13 protein-coding genes and 1 pseudogene are annotated in these 16025 nt (G+C 65.5%); 7 read left to right on the forward strand and 7 right to left on the reverse strand.

What is annotated here, in order from left to right; translation table 11 throughout:
* The coding region (locus tag EOA49_RS03485) for an FAD-dependent oxidoreductase (protein ID WP_164749190.1) at positions 1-434 on the reverse strand (434 nt) is incomplete at its 3' end.
* Positions 435-543: 109 nt separating this feature from the next.
* Between EOA49_RS03485 and EOA49_RS03490 the strand changes: the two genes are divergently transcribed.
* The 5 genes from EOA49_RS03490 to EOA49_RS03510 all read left to right on the forward strand — a co-directional run bounded on the left by EOA49_RS03490 (position 544) and on the right by EOA49_RS03510 (position 7262).
* A complete protein-coding gene (locus EOA49_RS03490; RefSeq protein WP_127214267.1) occupies positions 544-1449 on the forward strand; it encodes a LysR family transcriptional regulator in 906 nt (301 codons plus the stop codon).
* Between the two features lie 87 nt (positions 1450-1536).
* Positions 1537-3609: a hydantoinase/oxoprolinase family protein gene (locus tag EOA49_RS03495; RefSeq protein ID WP_127243057.1), complete on the forward strand. Its 2073-nt coding sequence runs from the start codon at positions 1537-1539 to the stop codon at positions 3607-3609.
* A gap of 4 nt (positions 3610-3613) precedes the next feature.
* Positions 3614-5599: a hydantoinase B/oxoprolinase family protein gene (locus tag EOA49_RS03500; protein WP_127240187.1), complete on the forward strand. Its 1986-nt coding sequence runs from the start codon at positions 3614-3616 to the stop codon at positions 5597-5599.
* Positions 5596-5898, forward strand: coding sequence for a (2Fe-2S)-binding protein (locus EOA49_RS03505; RefSeq protein WP_127240188.1), 303 nt, complete (start codon positions 5596-5598; stop codon positions 5896-5898). The genes EOA49_RS03500 and EOA49_RS03505 overlap by 4 nt, the downstream gene beginning before the upstream one ends.
* The gene (locus EOA49_RS03510; protein WP_127240189.1) at positions 5895-7262 is read left to right on the forward strand and encodes an FAD/NAD(P)-binding oxidoreductase; all 1368 of its coding nucleotides are present in this window, start codon (positions 5895-5897) and stop codon (positions 7260-7262) included. Before EOA49_RS03505 ends, EOA49_RS03510 begins: the two co-directional genes overlap by 4 nt.
* Positions 7263-7314: 52 nt before the next feature.
* On the opposite strand, the gene EOA49_RS03515 is transcribed toward EOA49_RS03510, so the two are convergent.
* Positions 7315-8640, reverse strand: coding sequence for an FAD-binding oxidoreductase (locus EOA49_RS03515; protein ID WP_127240190.1), 1326 nt, complete (start codon positions 8638-8640; stop codon positions 7315-7317).
* Between the two features lie 223 nt (positions 8641-8863).
* Here EOA49_RS03515 and EOA49_RS03520 point away from each other — a divergent pair, with 223 nt between their 5' ends.
* The gene (locus EOA49_RS03520; RefSeq protein WP_066989429.1) at positions 8864-9340 is read left to right on the forward strand and encodes an Lrp/AsnC family transcriptional regulator; all 477 of its coding nucleotides are present in this window, start codon (positions 8864-8866) and stop codon (positions 9338-9340) included.
* A gap of 49 nt (positions 9341-9389) precedes the next feature.
* Here EOA49_RS03520 and EOA49_RS33300 read toward each other — a convergent pair whose 3' ends face one another.
* Both EOA49_RS33300 and EOA49_RS33305 read right to left on the reverse strand, forming a co-directional pair.
* Positions 9390-9893 carry a LysR substrate-binding domain-containing protein gene (locus EOA49_RS33300; protein ID WP_245460510.1) on the reverse strand — a complete coding sequence of 168 codons (504 nt, stop codon included), beginning with the start codon at positions 9891-9893 and terminating at the stop codon, positions 9390-9392.
* 289 nt (positions 9894-10182) lie between these two features.
* Positions 10183-10332 (reverse strand): annotated as a pseudogene (locus tag EOA49_RS33305) (LysR family transcriptional regulator); the annotation flags it as partial.
* A gap of 73 nt (positions 10333-10405) precedes the next feature.
* On the opposite strand from EOA49_RS33305, the gene EOA49_RS03530 reads away from it, so the two are divergent.
* The gene (locus EOA49_RS03530) at positions 10406-12481 is read left to right on the forward strand and encodes an FAD-dependent oxidoreductase (RefSeq protein ID WP_127240194.1); all 2076 of its coding nucleotides are present in this window, start codon (positions 10406-10408) and stop codon (positions 12479-12481) included.
* Between the two features lie 28 nt (positions 12482-12509).
* On the opposite strand, the gene EOA49_RS03535 is transcribed toward EOA49_RS03530, so the two are convergent.
* Genes EOA49_RS03535 through EOA49_RS03545 form a run of 3 tightly spaced genes read right to left on the reverse strand, consistent with a single transcriptional unit; the run spans position 12510 to position 15960 of the window.
* Positions 12510-14165 carry an ABC transporter ATP-binding protein gene (locus tag EOA49_RS03535; protein WP_127240191.1) on the reverse strand — a complete coding sequence of 552 codons (1656 nt, stop codon included), beginning with the start codon at positions 14163-14165 and terminating at the stop codon, positions 12510-12512.
* On the reverse strand, positions 14162-15013 hold the full coding sequence (locus EOA49_RS03540) for an ABC transporter permease (RefSeq protein WP_127240192.1): 852 nt from the start codon (positions 15011-15013) through the stop codon (positions 14162-14164). Before EOA49_RS03540 ends, EOA49_RS03535 begins: the two co-directional genes overlap by 4 nt.
* The gene (locus EOA49_RS03545; protein WP_066989177.1) at positions 15010-15960 is read right to left on the reverse strand and encodes an ABC transporter permease; all 951 of its coding nucleotides are present in this window, start codon (positions 15958-15960) and stop codon (positions 15010-15012) included. The genes EOA49_RS03540 and EOA49_RS03545 overlap by 4 nt, the downstream gene beginning before the upstream one ends.
* Positions 15961-16025: the final 65 nt, after the last annotated feature.

A 16025-nucleotide genomic window follows, 5' to 3' on the forward strand; every position in this document is an offset into this window, starting at 1 on the left:
CGCGGATTGCCGCTGCCGTCATGCGCAGAGAACGACGCCGCGATCGCGTCCGGACCGAGGCCGGGAAAACGCGCGCGGATCTCGCGCGGGCTGAGCTGCTCCAGCTCGAGTCCCCAGGGACGCGCCGCCTCGGCATAGCTGCGCATGTCGGCGAGACCGCCTTGATCGAAGATCAGCCGCACGTGACCGGTGGCGCGGAATTCGACATCGCGCCCCAGCATTTTTTCGGCCTCGCCCCACAGCCGGAGCGAGCGGTGGGCCAGCGGAAGCTGCGACAGATGACGCCCCGTGCGCCGGATGTTGCCGAAGGAGGCGACGGTTGCTCCACTGCCGATCCGGTTGCGCTCGATCAGCGTCACGCGGGCGCCGCGCCTGGCCAGGAAATAGGCGGAAGCCGTCCCCATCAGGCCGCCGCCCAGCACGATCACATCCATTGTCGTTCCTTAGCGCAGAAGGCTGATCCTGATCCATCTTGTCGGCGCCGCGGCAATGCGTCAAAGATGGCTTTGGATAAAAGCCATAAGTTTTACCTATGGAGTAGGAATGCGGGCCCGGCAGCTCGAAGTGTTCATCGCCGTCATGCGCGCGGGCACCGTGACCGCCGCGGCGCGAATGCTGAACATCTCCCAGCCCGCGCTCAGCCAGATACTGCTCCACACTGAGGACGAGCTCGGCTTCACGCTGTTCGAGCGGGTCAAGGGCAGGCTGCGGCCGACCCCTGAGGCGCTCGAGATCTTTCCCGATGCCGAGAGGCTGTCGGCGGGGCTCGACGGCCTGCGCCGCAAGACCACCGATCTGCGTCTCGGTCGGACCGGGCTGGTGCGGGTCGCCGCCTCGCCGCCGCCGGCCATGGCGATATTGCCGCGTGCCTTCACCGCATTTCGGGCGCAGCATCCCGACATGCTGCTGCGTTCCCATAGCGCGCCGATCGCCGCGATTGTAGACATGCTGCGCGCCGGCGATGCCAGCCTCGGCGTGGCCATGGATGACCGCCTGCCTCCCGATATCGAGGCCGAGGTGATCGGCAGCGTCGGCTTCGCCTGCCTGCTGCCGCGCGGACACGCGCTGCAGAATAAGCCCGAGCTGACGCTCGCCGATCTCGTCGGGCAGGAACTGATATCCTATCGCGGCAACACGCGTCCCGCCGACGAGCTGGCCCACGCGGCCCGCGCGCAAGGCGTGGCGCTTTCACCGTCGCTGGAGATCGACGTTTCGATTTCTGCGGTCGGCTTCGTCCAGGCTGGCCTGGGCGTCGCTCTCGTCGACGCGCTGCTGCCGTGGCACCAGTTTTCCGGCCTCGCTGTCAGGCCGCTGGCGGGCGGCCCGGAATTCCCGATCGCGCTGCTCACGTCCCGCGCACGAGCCCTTTCGAGGGCCGACGAAACGATGCGCGATGACATCCGCACGGCCTGCTCCGCCGTTGTCGGCGAGCATAGCGTCAAGGTATAAGTACGACTTATATTCTTGCCCATCATCCATCTTGGACCGTGACTGTCCGCTCGTGCGAGTTTCCGAGCAGACGGAAAGGGACGCATCATGGATGGGGCCACTGCGACGGATGAGGCGCTGAAGAAGGCCGACTGGAAGGTCGGCGTCGACATCGGCGGGACATTCATCGATTTCTGCGCGCTCGAAGCAAACTCCGGACGCGTCGCTTCGCTGAAGGTGCTGACGACGCCGGAAGATCCGGGTGCCGAGCTGATGACGGGGCTCACCTTGCTGGCCGAACGCGAAGGCTTCGACCCGACCCATATGACGCGCTTCGTGCATGGCACGACCGTCGGTATCAACACGATCATCCAGCGCAAGGGCGCGCCGCTGGCGCTGTTCACCAATGCCGGCTTCGAGGACGTGATCGAGCTCGCGCGGCTTCGCATGCCGGACATGTATTCGCTGTTCTGCGCGCGGCCGGATCCGCTGATCTCGCGCGACATGGTGTTCGGCATTCCGGCCCGCATGCGCGCCGATGGCAATGAATCCCAGGCGCCCGACACGGCGGCGGTGGAGAGCGCGGTCGCGGCCGCGAAAGCGAACGGGGCGCAGGGGATCATCGTGTCCTTCCTTCATTCCTGGCGCAACGCCGCGCAGGAAACCTCGGTAAAGGCGGCGATCGCGCGCCTGGCGCCCGACCTCTTCGTCTTCCCCTCCGCCGAGGTGTGGCCGGTCATCCGCGAATACGAGCGCAGCTCGACCGCCATTCTCAATGGCTATGTCCATCCGCGCGTCTCCGGCTATCTGACCGCGCTGGAAGAGCGGCTGAAGCATCGCGGCGTGCCGGCCCGGCCGATGCTGACGAAGTCGAACGGCGGGCTGATGAACGCCGCCGAAGGCAAGCGCGCCTGCGTGAACATGCTGCTGTCGGGAACGGCCTCGGGCGTCATCGGCGCCTCGTGGCTGGCGCGTCAGGCCGGCGAGGATAAGGTTCTCACCCTCGACATCGGCGGAACCTCGGCCGATTTCGCGCTCATCATAAACGGCGAGCCGCAGTTCGGCACCGGCGAGCTGATCGGCGAATTTCCGCTCCATATCCCTTCCGTGTCGGTGAGCTCGATCGGTGTCGGCGGCGGCTCGATCGCCAGCGTCGACGCGCAAGGAGTGCTGCGGGTCGGGCCGGAATCGGCCGGTTCGACGCCGGGACCCGCATGCTACGGCCGTGGCGGCGAGCGGGCGACGGTGACCGACGCCATGGTGGTGTGCGGATGGCTCGGCCATGGCGAGATGGCCTATGGCCAGCTCAGCATCGAGACCCAACTGGCGCATCGCGCGGTCGGCGAACTTGCGATGCGGCTCGGCCGTCCGGTCGAGCAGACCGCGCAGGCGATCCTCGACATCGCGGTGTCGGAAATGTTCGTCGAGGTTGAGAAGCTCGCCTCGCGCGCCGGCGTCGATCTGCGCGATTTCACGCTGATGCCATTCGGCGGCGGCGGCCCGATGCTCGGCGCCTTCCTGGCCCGCGAGCTCGGCATCAAGCGCGTCATGGCGCCCCGCCGCCCCGGCGTGGTATCGGCGCTGGGTGGGCTGGTGGCTGATCTGCGCGGGGACTTCATCCGCACCATCTTCAGCCCGCTATCCGGCGCGTCGCTTCCCGGAATCCGCGAGGCCTTCGAGGCGCTGGCGCAGGAGGGCCGCGACTGGCTTGCGGCGCAGGGGCACGATGCGGCCGCGCAACTCACACTCTCCTGCGACATGCGCTACTTCGGCCAGAGCTATGAGATCGAGGTTGTCCTTTCGCCCCAATGGCTGGCGGACGCGGCCGCGATCGAGCAGGCATTCCACCGCACCCATGAGCAGCTCTACGACTTCCACGATCCGGACGGCGCGATCGAGCTCGTGAATGTTCGGCTGTCCGCGATAGGCGCAGGTCCGGCGCTCTCCTTCCCCGAGACCGAGGAGATCGACGTCCCGACCCATCCGGCGCGCCGGGTGCCGGTCTACACCGGTCTGACCGTCGAGACCATCGACCTCCATGACCGCCAGACCCTGGTGCCGGGCAGCGCGTTTCACGGGCCTGCGGTGGTGGTCCAGGAAGATACCACCTTCGCTCTCCCCGCCGGAACGCAGGCGCGGGTCGATCGCCACCTTAATCTCGTTCTGACTTTCGCGGAGTGACGCCTTGTTCGACCGCACAAATCTTCAGGTTCTGGCTAACCATGCCCGCGCGGCGGCCGAGAACATGGCCCACACGCTGCACCGCACCGCGCACTCCGCCTTCGTCAAGGAGACGCAGGATTTTACGGTGATGCTGATGGATCGCTCGGGAGCGACCTTCGCCGTCCCGATGGAACTCGGCGCCACGTGGTATCCGGGGCTTTCCTATCACCGTGCGATCGCCATGGTGAACGACTACCGGCCGGGAGACGTCGCCTTCACCAACGATCCCTATTCCGGCCACGTCGCCACGCACGCGCCCGATACGCATTTGTGGAAGCCGGTCTTCGTCGACGGCGAGATCGTCGCCTGGACGGGAGGGCACATCCACAACACCGACATGGGCGGGGCTGTGCCGGCTTCGCTCAGCCGCGCGCTCACCGAAATCCATCAGGAAGGCGTCCGCTTTCCGCCGATGAAGCTGGTGAGGGAAGGCGTCTTCGACGACACGATCCTCAGGATCATGAGCACCAATGTGCGCAAGCCGGACCTCAACATCGGCGACATCAAGGCGCTGGTCGGCGCGCTCAACACCGGCGAGCGCAAGATCCAGGCGATGGTGAAGAAGTTCGGCAAGGCCGGCTTCGTCGAAGGCGTTGCAGCTCTTCTCGACCATGCCGAGGCGCAGGCGCGGGCCGTGCTGCGCGCCATGCCCGACGGCACCTGGCAATTCGCCGACTATGCCGATGAGGATTCGGTCGAGGCCAATCCCTGCCGGCTGAAGCTGACGCTGACGATCAAAGGCGATGAGGCCGTGCTCGACTTCACCGGCTCCGATCCGCAGCTCGGCTCCTCTCTCAACGTGCCTTCGGGCGGCGACCCGCGCCACACGATGCTTTTGGTCGGGGTGTATTACGCGCTCTACACGCTCAACCCGAAAATCCTGCTCAACACGGGCCTCACCCGGCCGTTCACCTGCATCACCCCGCAAGGTTCGGTGCTGAACCCCGTCCATCCCGCCGCCGTCGGCATGCGCTCGCTCACCTGCGCCCGGCTGCGCTCGGTCATCTTCGGGGCCTTCTCGCAAGTGCTGCCGGAGCGCTTGCCGGCGGCGCCGGCCGGCAACAACTGCATCGTCAACGTCATGACCATCGATGAGCGCACCAGCAGGAGCGTCATCGCGGCGGTCAACCCCGTCGTGGGTGGCGGCGGCGCGATGCCGCATCGCGATGGCACCAATGGATCGGGCGCCGATGCTGCCTATCTCAAGAACACGCCGATCGAGATCACCGAGACCGAGACGCCGGTCGAGTTCGTGAAATATGGGCTCGCCCAGGACAGCGGCGGTGCGGGCCGCTGGCGCGGCGGGCTGGCGACCGAGATGGCTTTTCGTGTCTTTGCCCCCGACTCCCGGATTACGGCGCGCAATCGCGACCGCAGCTTCTTCCGTCCCTGGGGCGTGCTGGGCGGCAAGGCGGCCGGCCTGTCGGACATGGTCGTCAATCCGGGCACCGACCGCGAGCGGCGGCTGGGCAACATCGACACGGCGGTGCTGCAGCCGGGCGACGTGCTCGAGATCCGATCCGCCGGCGGCGGCGGACGCGGCGACCCGTTTAAGCGCGAGCCCTGGCGGGTCGGTGAGGATGTGCGGCGCGGCTATCTCTCGCCGGCCGCAGCCGAAAGCGACTACGGGGTCGTTATCCGCGGCGGCGAAGTCGACGAGCGCGCGACGGAGCGGCTGCGCGCGAGGCACACGCCGTCCGTCGGCCATTTCCATTTCGGGCCGGAGCGCGACAGCTACGAAGCGCAGTGGACGCCGGCCGCCTATGACCGGCTCCACGCTCTGCTGGACGCCTTGCCGATCCACTGGCGGTTCTTCGCCAAGACGGAGATTTTTCGCCGCATGAAAGGTCGCTCCGGGCCGGAAGGCGTCCAAGCGGCCTTCGAGGCGGTCTGCGAACGTTTTCCCGAGCTGCCTCGTCCGGGGCCGGTACGAGAGGCCGCCGAATGATCACGGTCGGCCGCATCGTCCGGCTGGCCGAGCGCGATCGCGAGGAGGTGCAATTCCTTCTCGACGGTGAGACGCGCAACGCGCTGGACGGCGACACCGTGCTGACGGCAATGCTGGCTTCAGGACATGCGCTGCGGAGTTCCGAGTTCGGTCCCGAGCCGCACGCGGGGTTCTGCCTGATGGGAGCCTGCCAGGACTGCTGGGTATGGCAAGAAGGGGGACCGCGCCTGCGTGCGTGCACAACTCTTGTCGTCGAAGGCATGCGGCTGCACACGACGCCGCCGGAGAACTGGCCGTGAGCGAGCCCTCATCGCCGCGCATCGTGATCGTAGGTGCGGGCCCCGCCGGCATAAGGGCCGCGGCGACACTGGTCGACGCCGGGCTCCATCCGGTGGTGATCGATGAAGGGCACCGCGCGGGTGGGCAGATCTATCGCCGCCCGCCTGCCGGGTTCGTCCGAACTCCGGAGCAACTGTACGGCTCTGAGGCGGACAAGGCTCGCGCGTTGCATTTGCTCTTTGACCGGATGGCCGATGAAGGGCGGCTCACTTATTGCGCGCGCAGCTCCGTCATCGCAGTGCATGAGGGGCGGCTGCATGTGCTGGGGGAGGGCGGCGCGGAGGTCGTCTTCTACGACCGCCTGATCCTCGCCACCGGCGCTTCAGACCGCGTCGCCCCGATCCCTGGCTGGCAGAACGCCGGCGTGTACAGCCTTGGCGCGGCGCAGATCGCGCTCAAAGCGCAGGGCGTCGCACTCGGACGGCGCATCGTGCTTATCGGGTCGGGCCCCTTGCTGACGCTGGTTGGCATGCAACTCCTCAAGGCCGGAGCGGATGTGGCGGCGGTGCTCGACACCTCTTCCTGGCGCCAGCAGATGCGCGGGTTCTGGGGACTTGCCGCCCGACCAATCGTGGCGTTGCGCGGGCTGGCCCTGCGGGCGCGGCTTGGTCGCCGCTACCACGCTGGCGTGACGCCTTTGCAAATCGAGGCCGATGGACGGGGTGTCACCGGGATGCGCTGGCGCGACGCCGGCGGCCGGGAGCGCGTCACCCCATGCGACATGATCGGGATCGGCTGGCACCTGCGGGCGGAGACTCATCTGACTGACCTTGTGGGATGCGCCTTCACCTATGACGAGCAATGGCGGCAGTGGCTCCCGAAGACCGACCGGATGGGACGGGCCGGCAATGGCATCTACCTGGCCGGTGATGGGGCTCGTCCTCTCGGGGCGGACGGCGCGGAGATCGCCGGGCGCCTTGCCGCGGCGGCGTGCCTTGCCGATCTTGGAAGCCCGGTGCCCTCCGTCGGCGCCGACCTGCGCAGGCTCGCACGGCTCGAGCGCTTTGCCCGCGGTCTGGCCCAGGCCTTTCGTTGGCCAGGCGCGATGGTGAGGGCGCTTCCCGACGATACGATCGTCTGCCGCTGCGAGAACGTCACTGCCGGGGCCGTGCGCGAGGGCACGACTCTCGGCGGCGGCGAGGCCAACAGGGTGAAATCGCTCTCGCGCGTCGGCATGGGGCGCTGCCAGGGGCGTTATTGCCAGTTGGCAGCCGCCGAACTCATCGCAGCCCACGCCGGCTGTAGGTCCGAGGATGTCGGCCGGTTTCGCGGGCAGGCCCCCATCCGGCCTGCCCCCATCGGCGCCTTTCTTCGGGAGAGCTGATGCAATCCGGAGGGTTCACCTGCCAAGCGATGTCGGAATGTCGCGTTTGAAACTAGAAGTCGGCGACCTTGCCCCACGCCGAAGCATCGAAACGCCGCGGATCGTAGGATTTCGGATCGACGATCGGCTCCAACCCGGTGACAAGATCGGCGACGAGGTGCCCGGCACCGGGTCCGATGCCGAAGCCGTGACCCGAAAATCCGGCAGCCAGGAAGAAGCCTGGAACGGCGTGTATCTCGCCGATGGCCGGCACGCCGTCCGGGGTGCTGTCGATGTAGCCCGCCCAGGCCGCGCTGATCTTCGTCTGCCGCAGCGCAGGCAGCAGCTCGAGCGCGCGGGCATGGGTCAGGCGGATGGTCGCCTGATCCGGCATCGGATCGAGGATACGCATCCGCTCCATCGGCGTCGGCCGGTCGAGCCGCCAGCGTTGGAGCGTTTCGTGGCCTGAGCGCACCCCCTGCAACCCGCCGGGCGCGAGGCTGCGCCAGCGCTTCAGGAACATGGGGACGAACTGCGAAGCGAAGCGCAGCTGCTGCGGCGTCACGTCGACGCGTCCGCGGCCGCTTATGGCGAGCGTGTAGCCGCCGTCACCGCGCCGCGTCGCCGAGATTTTTGCCGTGTGTAGCGCATCCGGCAAGCCCCCCGCGCCGGGCGAGACGGACAGGATGGAGGAGCGGATCGAGGCCTGCGGGAAGCGGAAGCCGAACTGACGGCAAAAGGAGGACGCCCAGGCGCCACCGGCCAAAACCGCCGCCTTCGTGCGGATCGTACCGCTTTCCGTGACCACGCCGCACAGGCGACCGCCCTCGGTCTCGATACCGCGCGCGGCGCAATTCTGATGCACCGTGCCGCCAAGCTGGACGATGGCGCGGGCGACCGCTGGCGCGGCCTGCGACGGATCGGCGGTGCCGTCGGTCGGCGAGAAGACGCCGCCTTTCCAGGTACGGCCGGTGGCGCGGCCCCGCCCGCTGGCCTCGGCGCTGTCGAGCATGTGCGTGGTGACGCCCGCTGTTCTGGCGAAGTCACGCCAGCGCGCCCAGCCGGCCAGTTCCGCCTCGTCATTGCTGAGATAGAGCAGGCCGCAGCGGCGAAAGCCGGTGTCCTGGCCGCTTTCGGCCGCAAAGCGCTCCCAGAGATCGAGGCTGCGCGTCGCCATCGGCAGCTCGCGGGCGTCGCGGTTCTGCTGACGGCACCATCCCCAGTTCCTGCTGGATTGCTCGGCGCCGATGCGTCCTTTTTCGACAAGCGCGACCTTCAAGCCGCGCCGAGCCAGGTAGTAGGCCGCGAAGACGCCGACGATGCCTCCGCCGATCACCACCGCATCCGCGGATTGCGGCAGTTCGTCGGATGTCTCGATCTGTTGCAGCGGCGCGCGCATGGTCCTCTCTCTGCTTCGAGGCTCGAATCTAGCGCGTTGCGCAGGCAGCCGCTGCCGCAGTTATGCTTCAGGCAGAATTTTATTCCGTAGCGCGCAATGGAATCGAGAGTCCCTGCGTGTCAGAGCAGGCCCATCGGATAGACAGGCCTGCGGGCTGTGGTAGTGTCACGGCTAGAGAAGTGGCGGCATTTTGTGCTGTGGCTTGCGTTCTTCGGAGATGGACGTGAAACTGGATCGGATCGACATCAAGATTCTGCATGAATTGCAGAAGAACGGCCGCATCACCAATGTGGAATTGGCCGAACTGGTGCACCTGTCGCCGAGCCCGTGCCTGATGCGGGTCAAGAAGCTCCAGTCGGAAGGTTATATCGAGGGCTATTCCGCGCAGGTCAACATCGGCAAGCTCGGCCAGACACTGACCGTGTTCACCGAAATCACCTTGAAGAACCATCGCCAGGTGGACTTTGCCCGCTTTCTCGCCGTCGTCGAGAAGATCGATCAGGTCATCGAATGCCACCTCGTGTCGGGCGGTTACGACTATCTGATGAAATTCGTGACCGCCGGGATTGGCGAGTACCAGACGATCATGGAGCGGCTGACCGATATGGATATCGGCATCGACAAGTATTTCAGCTTCGTGGTGCTGAAGTCGCCCATCGTCAAATCGCACATGCCGCTGCCCAGCCTGTTTCCGATGTAGTCCGCGGGTAGGCTGTGCCGGGCGCTGCAGTTGTCTGCTGCGGTCCGGGCTACAGGACCCCGGGCTGCAATAGTGCGCGCAACGCTTTCAACTCGGCTTGCATCTCCGCGATCATCCAGGCGCGGATATCGGAGACGATCGGCCGCACTGGCCGTGAGCGAGGTGCAATCAATTCATGGATCCGTCCGGTGTTGATCTGCCTGTCCGAGGCCGGAACGAGCGTTGCCTGAAGCAGTGCCCTTGAGACATTGCTGAGCCAGCCGAGCGCCACGCCTTCTCCGTTCATCGCGGCTTGAAGCACGACCGCGTAGTCCGAGAATTCGAGCCATTTCGCCCTGCTGGTCTTGCGGTGGGCTACGCTGCCCCAGGCGTCCAGCCACTGCTCCTTGGCGTCGGTGAGATGAAGCAGGATATGACCTTCGCCGTCCGAGTCATGGTTCAAGCGGCCGTGGTGCGACAGATAGGATGGGCTGCACACCGGAACGATGATTTCCGGCGAGAAGGCCCAGCGGTGATAGTGGGTGTCGTCGTCGGCCAGGATTCTGGTTGGCAAGCTCGACATTCTCGGCGGGTCCTCGCAGAACGCCGGCGATGAGTTCGAACCTCAGGTCCACGTCGGGAAATCGCGTATTGAACGCCGTTAACCTCGGAACGAACCAGTGCGTAGCGAGAGAGCTCGAGAGCGAAAGGGTAACCACCGGCTTTGCGGCACTGCTCCGCTTGATCGTGCCGATCGCCTCCTCGATGCCGTCAAATCCTTCCCGTACAGCCGAATAGAGGGCGCGCCCCTCCGGGGTCGGGGACAATCCCGTTGGACCGCGCGTGAACAGAGCCACGCCGAGATCGGCCTCCAGCTGAGCGATGCTGCGGCTGATCGAGGGTTGCGTGACGTTGAACTCGCGCGCTGCGGCCGTGAAACTTCCTGAACGGACAGTGGCCTCGAAAACGAGGAGTCCGCGTGCGGATGGAACGAGTTTTGCGAAGCCAGCCATACGCCAAGCGTATAGCCGCCCCAACAATTTTCAAGCTTTCCTGCAGTCCTGCAAATCGCGAACTATAACCCTCATGAATGGTTCGGAGCAGCATGTGCCGGCAGCGGCATTCCAAGCGGGGAGCACATCCGGCGATCCACTGCTTCAGCCGTTTCGGCTCAAGGGTCTAACGCTGCGCAACCGCGTCGTCAGCACCAGTCATGCCTCAATGCTGGACGAGGGTGGCCTGCCGCTCGAGCGCTATCAGCGCTATCATGAAGAGAAGGCGCGCGGCGGCCTGGCGATGACTATGGTCGGCGGCTCGGCGATGACGTCGCCCGATTCGAGCTGGGGCGGCGGTCAGCTGGATCTTTCCAGCGATAGCATCATCCCCCATCTCCAATCGCTGTCGCAGCGAATTCATCGCCACGGCGCGACGGTCATGTGTCAGGTCTCGCATCTCGGCCGGCGCGCTACTGCCTATGCCGGTCACTGGTTGCCCCCGGTTGCGCCGTCACGCGTCCGCGAGACGCGAAGCCGGAATTTCCCCAAAGAAATGGACGCCGCGGACATCGACAGGATCGTCAAGGACTACGCCAGTGCCGCCAGGCGCTGCGTTGACGGCGGCCTGGACGGCGTCGAGACCGTCACCGGCGGCCATCTGATCGGCCAATTCCTGTCGCGCAGAACCAACAGGCGCACGGACGCTTTCGGCGGCTCGCTGGAAAACCGCGCGCGCTTCGGGCTGATGGTTCACGAAGCGATCCGCCGCGCGGTGGGCGACGACTTCGCCGTCGGGATCCGCTTCGTGGTCGACGAGGCGGTCGACGACGGATCGGATTTCGAGGAAGGCCTTGCCTTCGCCCGGCTGTTCGAGCGCGAAGGCCATGTCGATTTCTTCAACTGCATCTTCGGCCGTATGGACACCGACTTGTCACTGGCCGAGCAGAATATGCCCGGCATGTTTATCAGGAGCGCGCCGTTTCTGCCGTTGGTTGGGCAGTTCAAGCGGGAAACCAGGCTGCCGGTCATCCACGCCGCCGCCATCAGGGACGTAGCCACGGCGCGGCACGCGATCCGCGCAAACCTTGTCGATCTGGTCGGCATGACTCGAGCGCATATTGCCGACCCGCATATCGTCAACAAGGTGATGCGGGGCGAAGAAGACCGCATCCGCCCGTGCATCGGCGCGTCCTACTGCCTGTACAAGAAGGTCCATTGCATTCACAACCCCGCCAGCGGCCATGAAACGACCGTCAGCCACATCATTGACCGGACCGAAACGCCGAAACGGGTGGTCGTCGTCGGCGGCGGTCCGGGCGGAATGGAGGCGGCCCGGGTCGCCGCCGGGCGCGGGCACAGCGTGACCTTGTTCGAAGCCGGGGCCCGGCTCGGCGGGCAGGTGCTCGTTGCGGCCTCGGCTTCCGACCGCAAGGATCTGTTCGGTATAGTCGACTGGCGCGCCGAAGAGCTCGCGCGCCTGGGCGTGGATGTCCGCCTCAACACCTATGCGGACGCAGATGGAGTGCTTGCCGAGAAACCGGATGCCGTTATCGTCGCCACAGGCGGCATCCCGGACATGGAGTGGCTGGAGGGCGCTGAACATTGCGACAGCGTCTGGGATATCTTGACCGGGGTCATGCCCGCGAAGGCCGATGTGCTCATCTACGATGAGACTGGACGCCAGGCCGCCATATCCTGTGCCCTGCATCTTGCCCGCCTGGGACATGCGGTCAGCCTGGCCATGGCTGACGACACCCTTGCGATCGAGACACCCTATCCGGACCGGGTCAGTTTCCGCAAACTCGCGTCCGAACTCGGCATCCGGGTTGTCGGCGATCTGCGGCTCATCAAGGCAGCGCGCCACGGCAACGGCATCGCCGCCCGGTTCCGGCATGAGCTCACCGGTGCAGAAACGGAAATGACCGCGGCCCAACTCATTGTCGAGCGCGGCACGGCACCTGTGGAAGATACCTACCAGGAATTGCGTGCCCGCTCCGTCAATAACGGCATCACCGACATCGCGCTCATGACGGGAGTGGCGACAAAGGGGGTGCAAGAGCCCCAAGCTCCAGGATCCTTCGTCCTACACCGCATCGGAGACGCGGTCGCCAGCAGGGACATCTACTCCTCGATCTATGAGGCCTACCGGCTCTGCTCGCAATTGTAGTCCGGCGAATCCCCTCCGGTCAGTTTGGTCAGCGGTGGCCGTACTGAGTGACGAGCTCGGGGTCGCGGACGAGGCCGTCGAGCCAGGTCGGATCGAGCTTCGGCACGGAGGAAAACAGAAGTTTGGAATAAGGGTGCGTGGGCGACTTGACCTTGTCGGGCGTGATCTGCTCCACCCGCTCACCATTGTACATGACCATGATCTCGTCGCAGATGGCCTCGACGACGGAGAGATCGTGGCTGATGAAGATATAGGAGAGCCCCAGCTCGCGCTGCAGCTCCTTGAGCAGCTCGATCACGGCGGACGCTACAACGGTGTCGAGCGCTGAGGTGATTTCGTCGCAGATGATGAGCTTCGGACCGGCCGCCAGCGCGCGCGCGAAGTTCACGCGCTGCTTCTGGCCGCCCGAGAGCTCCGAGGGATGACGGTAGCGCAGCGACCTCGGCAGGCGCACCATGTCGAGCAACTCGTCGACACGCTTCGAGCGCGCCTGCTGGTCGAGCCCGTGATAGAAGGCCAGCGGTCGCGAGATGATGTCCTCAATGGGCTTGGCGGGATTGAGCGCGGTATCGGCATACTGGAACACGATCTGCATCTCGCGCAGCTGGTCGCGAGTGCGTTTCCGGGCGGCGCGCTCCAGTGCCTTGCCGTCGAAGACGATATCGCCGGTCGCCGCCGGATGAATGCCCGCGATGGCGCGCGCCAGCGTCGATTTTCCGCAACCGGACTCGCCGATGACACCGAGATTGCGGCCCTTCTCCACGACCAGGCTGACGGAATCGACCGCGCGGATAACCGGCTGCCCGTCACCTTTCACCGGGCCGTATCCGGCTATCAGATTGTCGATGCGAAGCAGCGGCTTTGGTCCGGAATCTTCATCCGCCCGTATCTGCCTCGACTTCGGCTCGAAAGCGGCCAGCAATTCCCGTGTATAGGGATGCTGGGCAGCCGAAAGGATTCCGGCCGTCGTGCCGGTCTCCTGCACCTCGCCGCCCTTCAGCACCACGATGCGATCTGCGATCTGGGCGACGACCGCGAGGTCGTGGGAAACGTAGACACCCGCTATGCCGCCCGCCTTCATCACCGACTTGAATGCTTTGAGCACGTCGATCTGGGTCGTCACGTCGAGTGCGGTCGTCGGCTCGTCGAAGATGACCAGTTTGGGATCGCCGATCAGCGCCATGGCGGCCGCCAGCCGCTGCAATTGCCCGCCTGAAACCTGGTGCGGATAACGGGCGCCGATCCCGTCCGGATCAGGCAGCGACAAGGCCCGGAACAGCTCGACCGCGCGCTTTCGCGCCTGCTCGGGTGGCATCAGGCCGTGAATGCGCGTGACTTCGATCACCTGCTCCATGATGGTCGACGAGGGGTTGAAGGCGGCGGCGGCGCTTTGCGGAACATAGGCGATGTCGGTGCCGCGCAACCTGGCGCGTTCCCGCTCGGTAAGCGCAGCCATGTTCTTGCCGTTGACATTGATCTCGCCGCCAGTAATCCGGCAGCCGGGCCGCGCATAGCCCATGAGGGAGAGCGCCACCGTCGTCTTGCCGGAGCCGCTCTCGCCGATCAGGGCGACGATCTCGCCATCGGCGATGTCGAGGCTGACGCCCTTGATGATTTCGACCAGACGTCCGGCGTCGGTCTTTGCCTCGATCCGAAGGTTTCTGACCTCGACGAGATTGGTCATGCGTCCCGGTCCCTGATCTTCTGCGGCAGGTTGTCGATTAAGAGGTTGACGCTAATGGTCAGGCTGGCGATCGCCAGCGACGGCACGATGACGGCCGGGGCCGCGAAGGGCAGGCCGCCGATGTTCTCGCGCACCAGCGCGCCCCAGTCGGCTAAAGGCGGCTGCAGGCCGAGCCCGAGGAAGGACAGGCCGGAGAGCAACAGCACGATGAAGACGAAGCGCAGGCCGAAGTCGGCAAGCACAGGCCGGATAATGTTCGGCAGGATCTCGGAGCCGATGAGATAGATAGTGCTCTCGCCGCGGACGCGGGCGACGGTCATGAAATCCATGGTGTTGATGTTGACGGCAAGCGCCCGCGCGAAGCGGTAGGCGCCCGGGATGTAGATGACGGCGAGCGTCAGGATCAGCACCGGGATCGATGAGCCGACCGCGGCGACGACAACAAGGCCGAACAGCTTGCTGGGGATGGAGTTCATGGCGTCGAGGAAGCGGCTGAGGCAGGTATCGAACCAGCCGCCGGTGACGGCCGCGATCATCCCCAGCACGACCCCTGAAAAGCAGGCGATCGAGACGGCGGCAAGCGATATGCCGACGGTGTAGCGTGCTCCCATGAGAACCCTGGAGAGCATGTCACGCCCCAGATAGTCCGAGCCGAGCCACAGCCCCTGGCGCATCGGGCCGAAATAGTCGTCGTCGACGATGTCGCCGATCGGATGGGGAATGATGTAGGGCGCGAAGATCGCGACCAGCGTCCATGCCAGAATGACCAGCGAGGCCACGACGCCCACGACGTTGTAGCTGTGGCCCAGGAAGGACCGTCGGGAGGATGCCGCGCGCGCCACTGTCATCTGAGCCTCGGGTTGGACATGATGGCGACGATGTCGGCGGCCGTGATGAGCAGGAGATAGCCAAGGCAGAAGATCATCGCGCAGCTCTGGATCAGCGGCAGGTCGCGGGTCGCGACCGCATCGACCATCAGCTTGGCGATGCCGGGATAATTGAAGATCGTCTCGACGATGATGACGCCGCCGACCAGATAGGACAACGAGAGCGCGACCGCGTTGACGATCGGCCCAAGCGCGTTCGGAAGGGCGTGCTTGAGCACCATGCGGCTGCGAGAGGCGCCTTTGAGAAGCGCCATCTCGACATAAGGCGTTGAGAGCGTTTCGATCACCGCGGCGCGCGTCATGCGGATCATTTGCGCCGAGATAACGAAGGTGAGGGTGATCACCGGCATCGAATAGATGCGCACGAGGTCGGCAAGCGAGTGCGCCTCGTTGACCGAAGACAACGCCGGAAGCCATTTCAGATAAACGGCAAAGAGCAAGACGGCGAGGGTCGCGACCATGAATTCCGGCACCGAGATCACGCCGATAGAAAGCACGGTGACGGTGCGGTCATAGACGGAGCCTCGTAGCATCGCGGCGGTGATGCCGAGCGTCAGCGCCAGCGGCACCGAGATCAGCGTGGTGATGCCGGCGAGCTTCATGGTGTTGACGAAGCGCCCGCCGATCAGGGCCGCGACCGGCATTTCGTTTGCGTAGGAGGTCCCGAGATCGCCGTGGAGCAGACCGACAAGCCAACGCAGGAAGCGCAGGATCGCCGGATCATTGAGATGCATGGCCTCGCGCAGGCCGGCGACCGCCTCGGGCGTCGCCGCCTGGCCAAGCAGGATCGACGCCGTGTCGCCCGGCAGCATGCTGGTGGCGAAAAACACGGCGAACAGGACGATCAGAAGGGTGACGATCGCGATCGCCAGCCGCTTCAACACGAGGTTTAGAACCCCAGACTTCATGGAAGCTCCCTGCGGTTGCGTTCGGCCAAACAATCTTGCGCAATGCAGTGCAGGGGACCGGCTGA

The organism is Mesorhizobium sp. M1A.F.Ca.IN.020.04.1.1 (genome assembly GCF_003997315.1).
Lineage (GTDB): Bacteria > Pseudomonadota > Alphaproteobacteria > Rhizobiales > Rhizobiaceae > Mesorhizobium.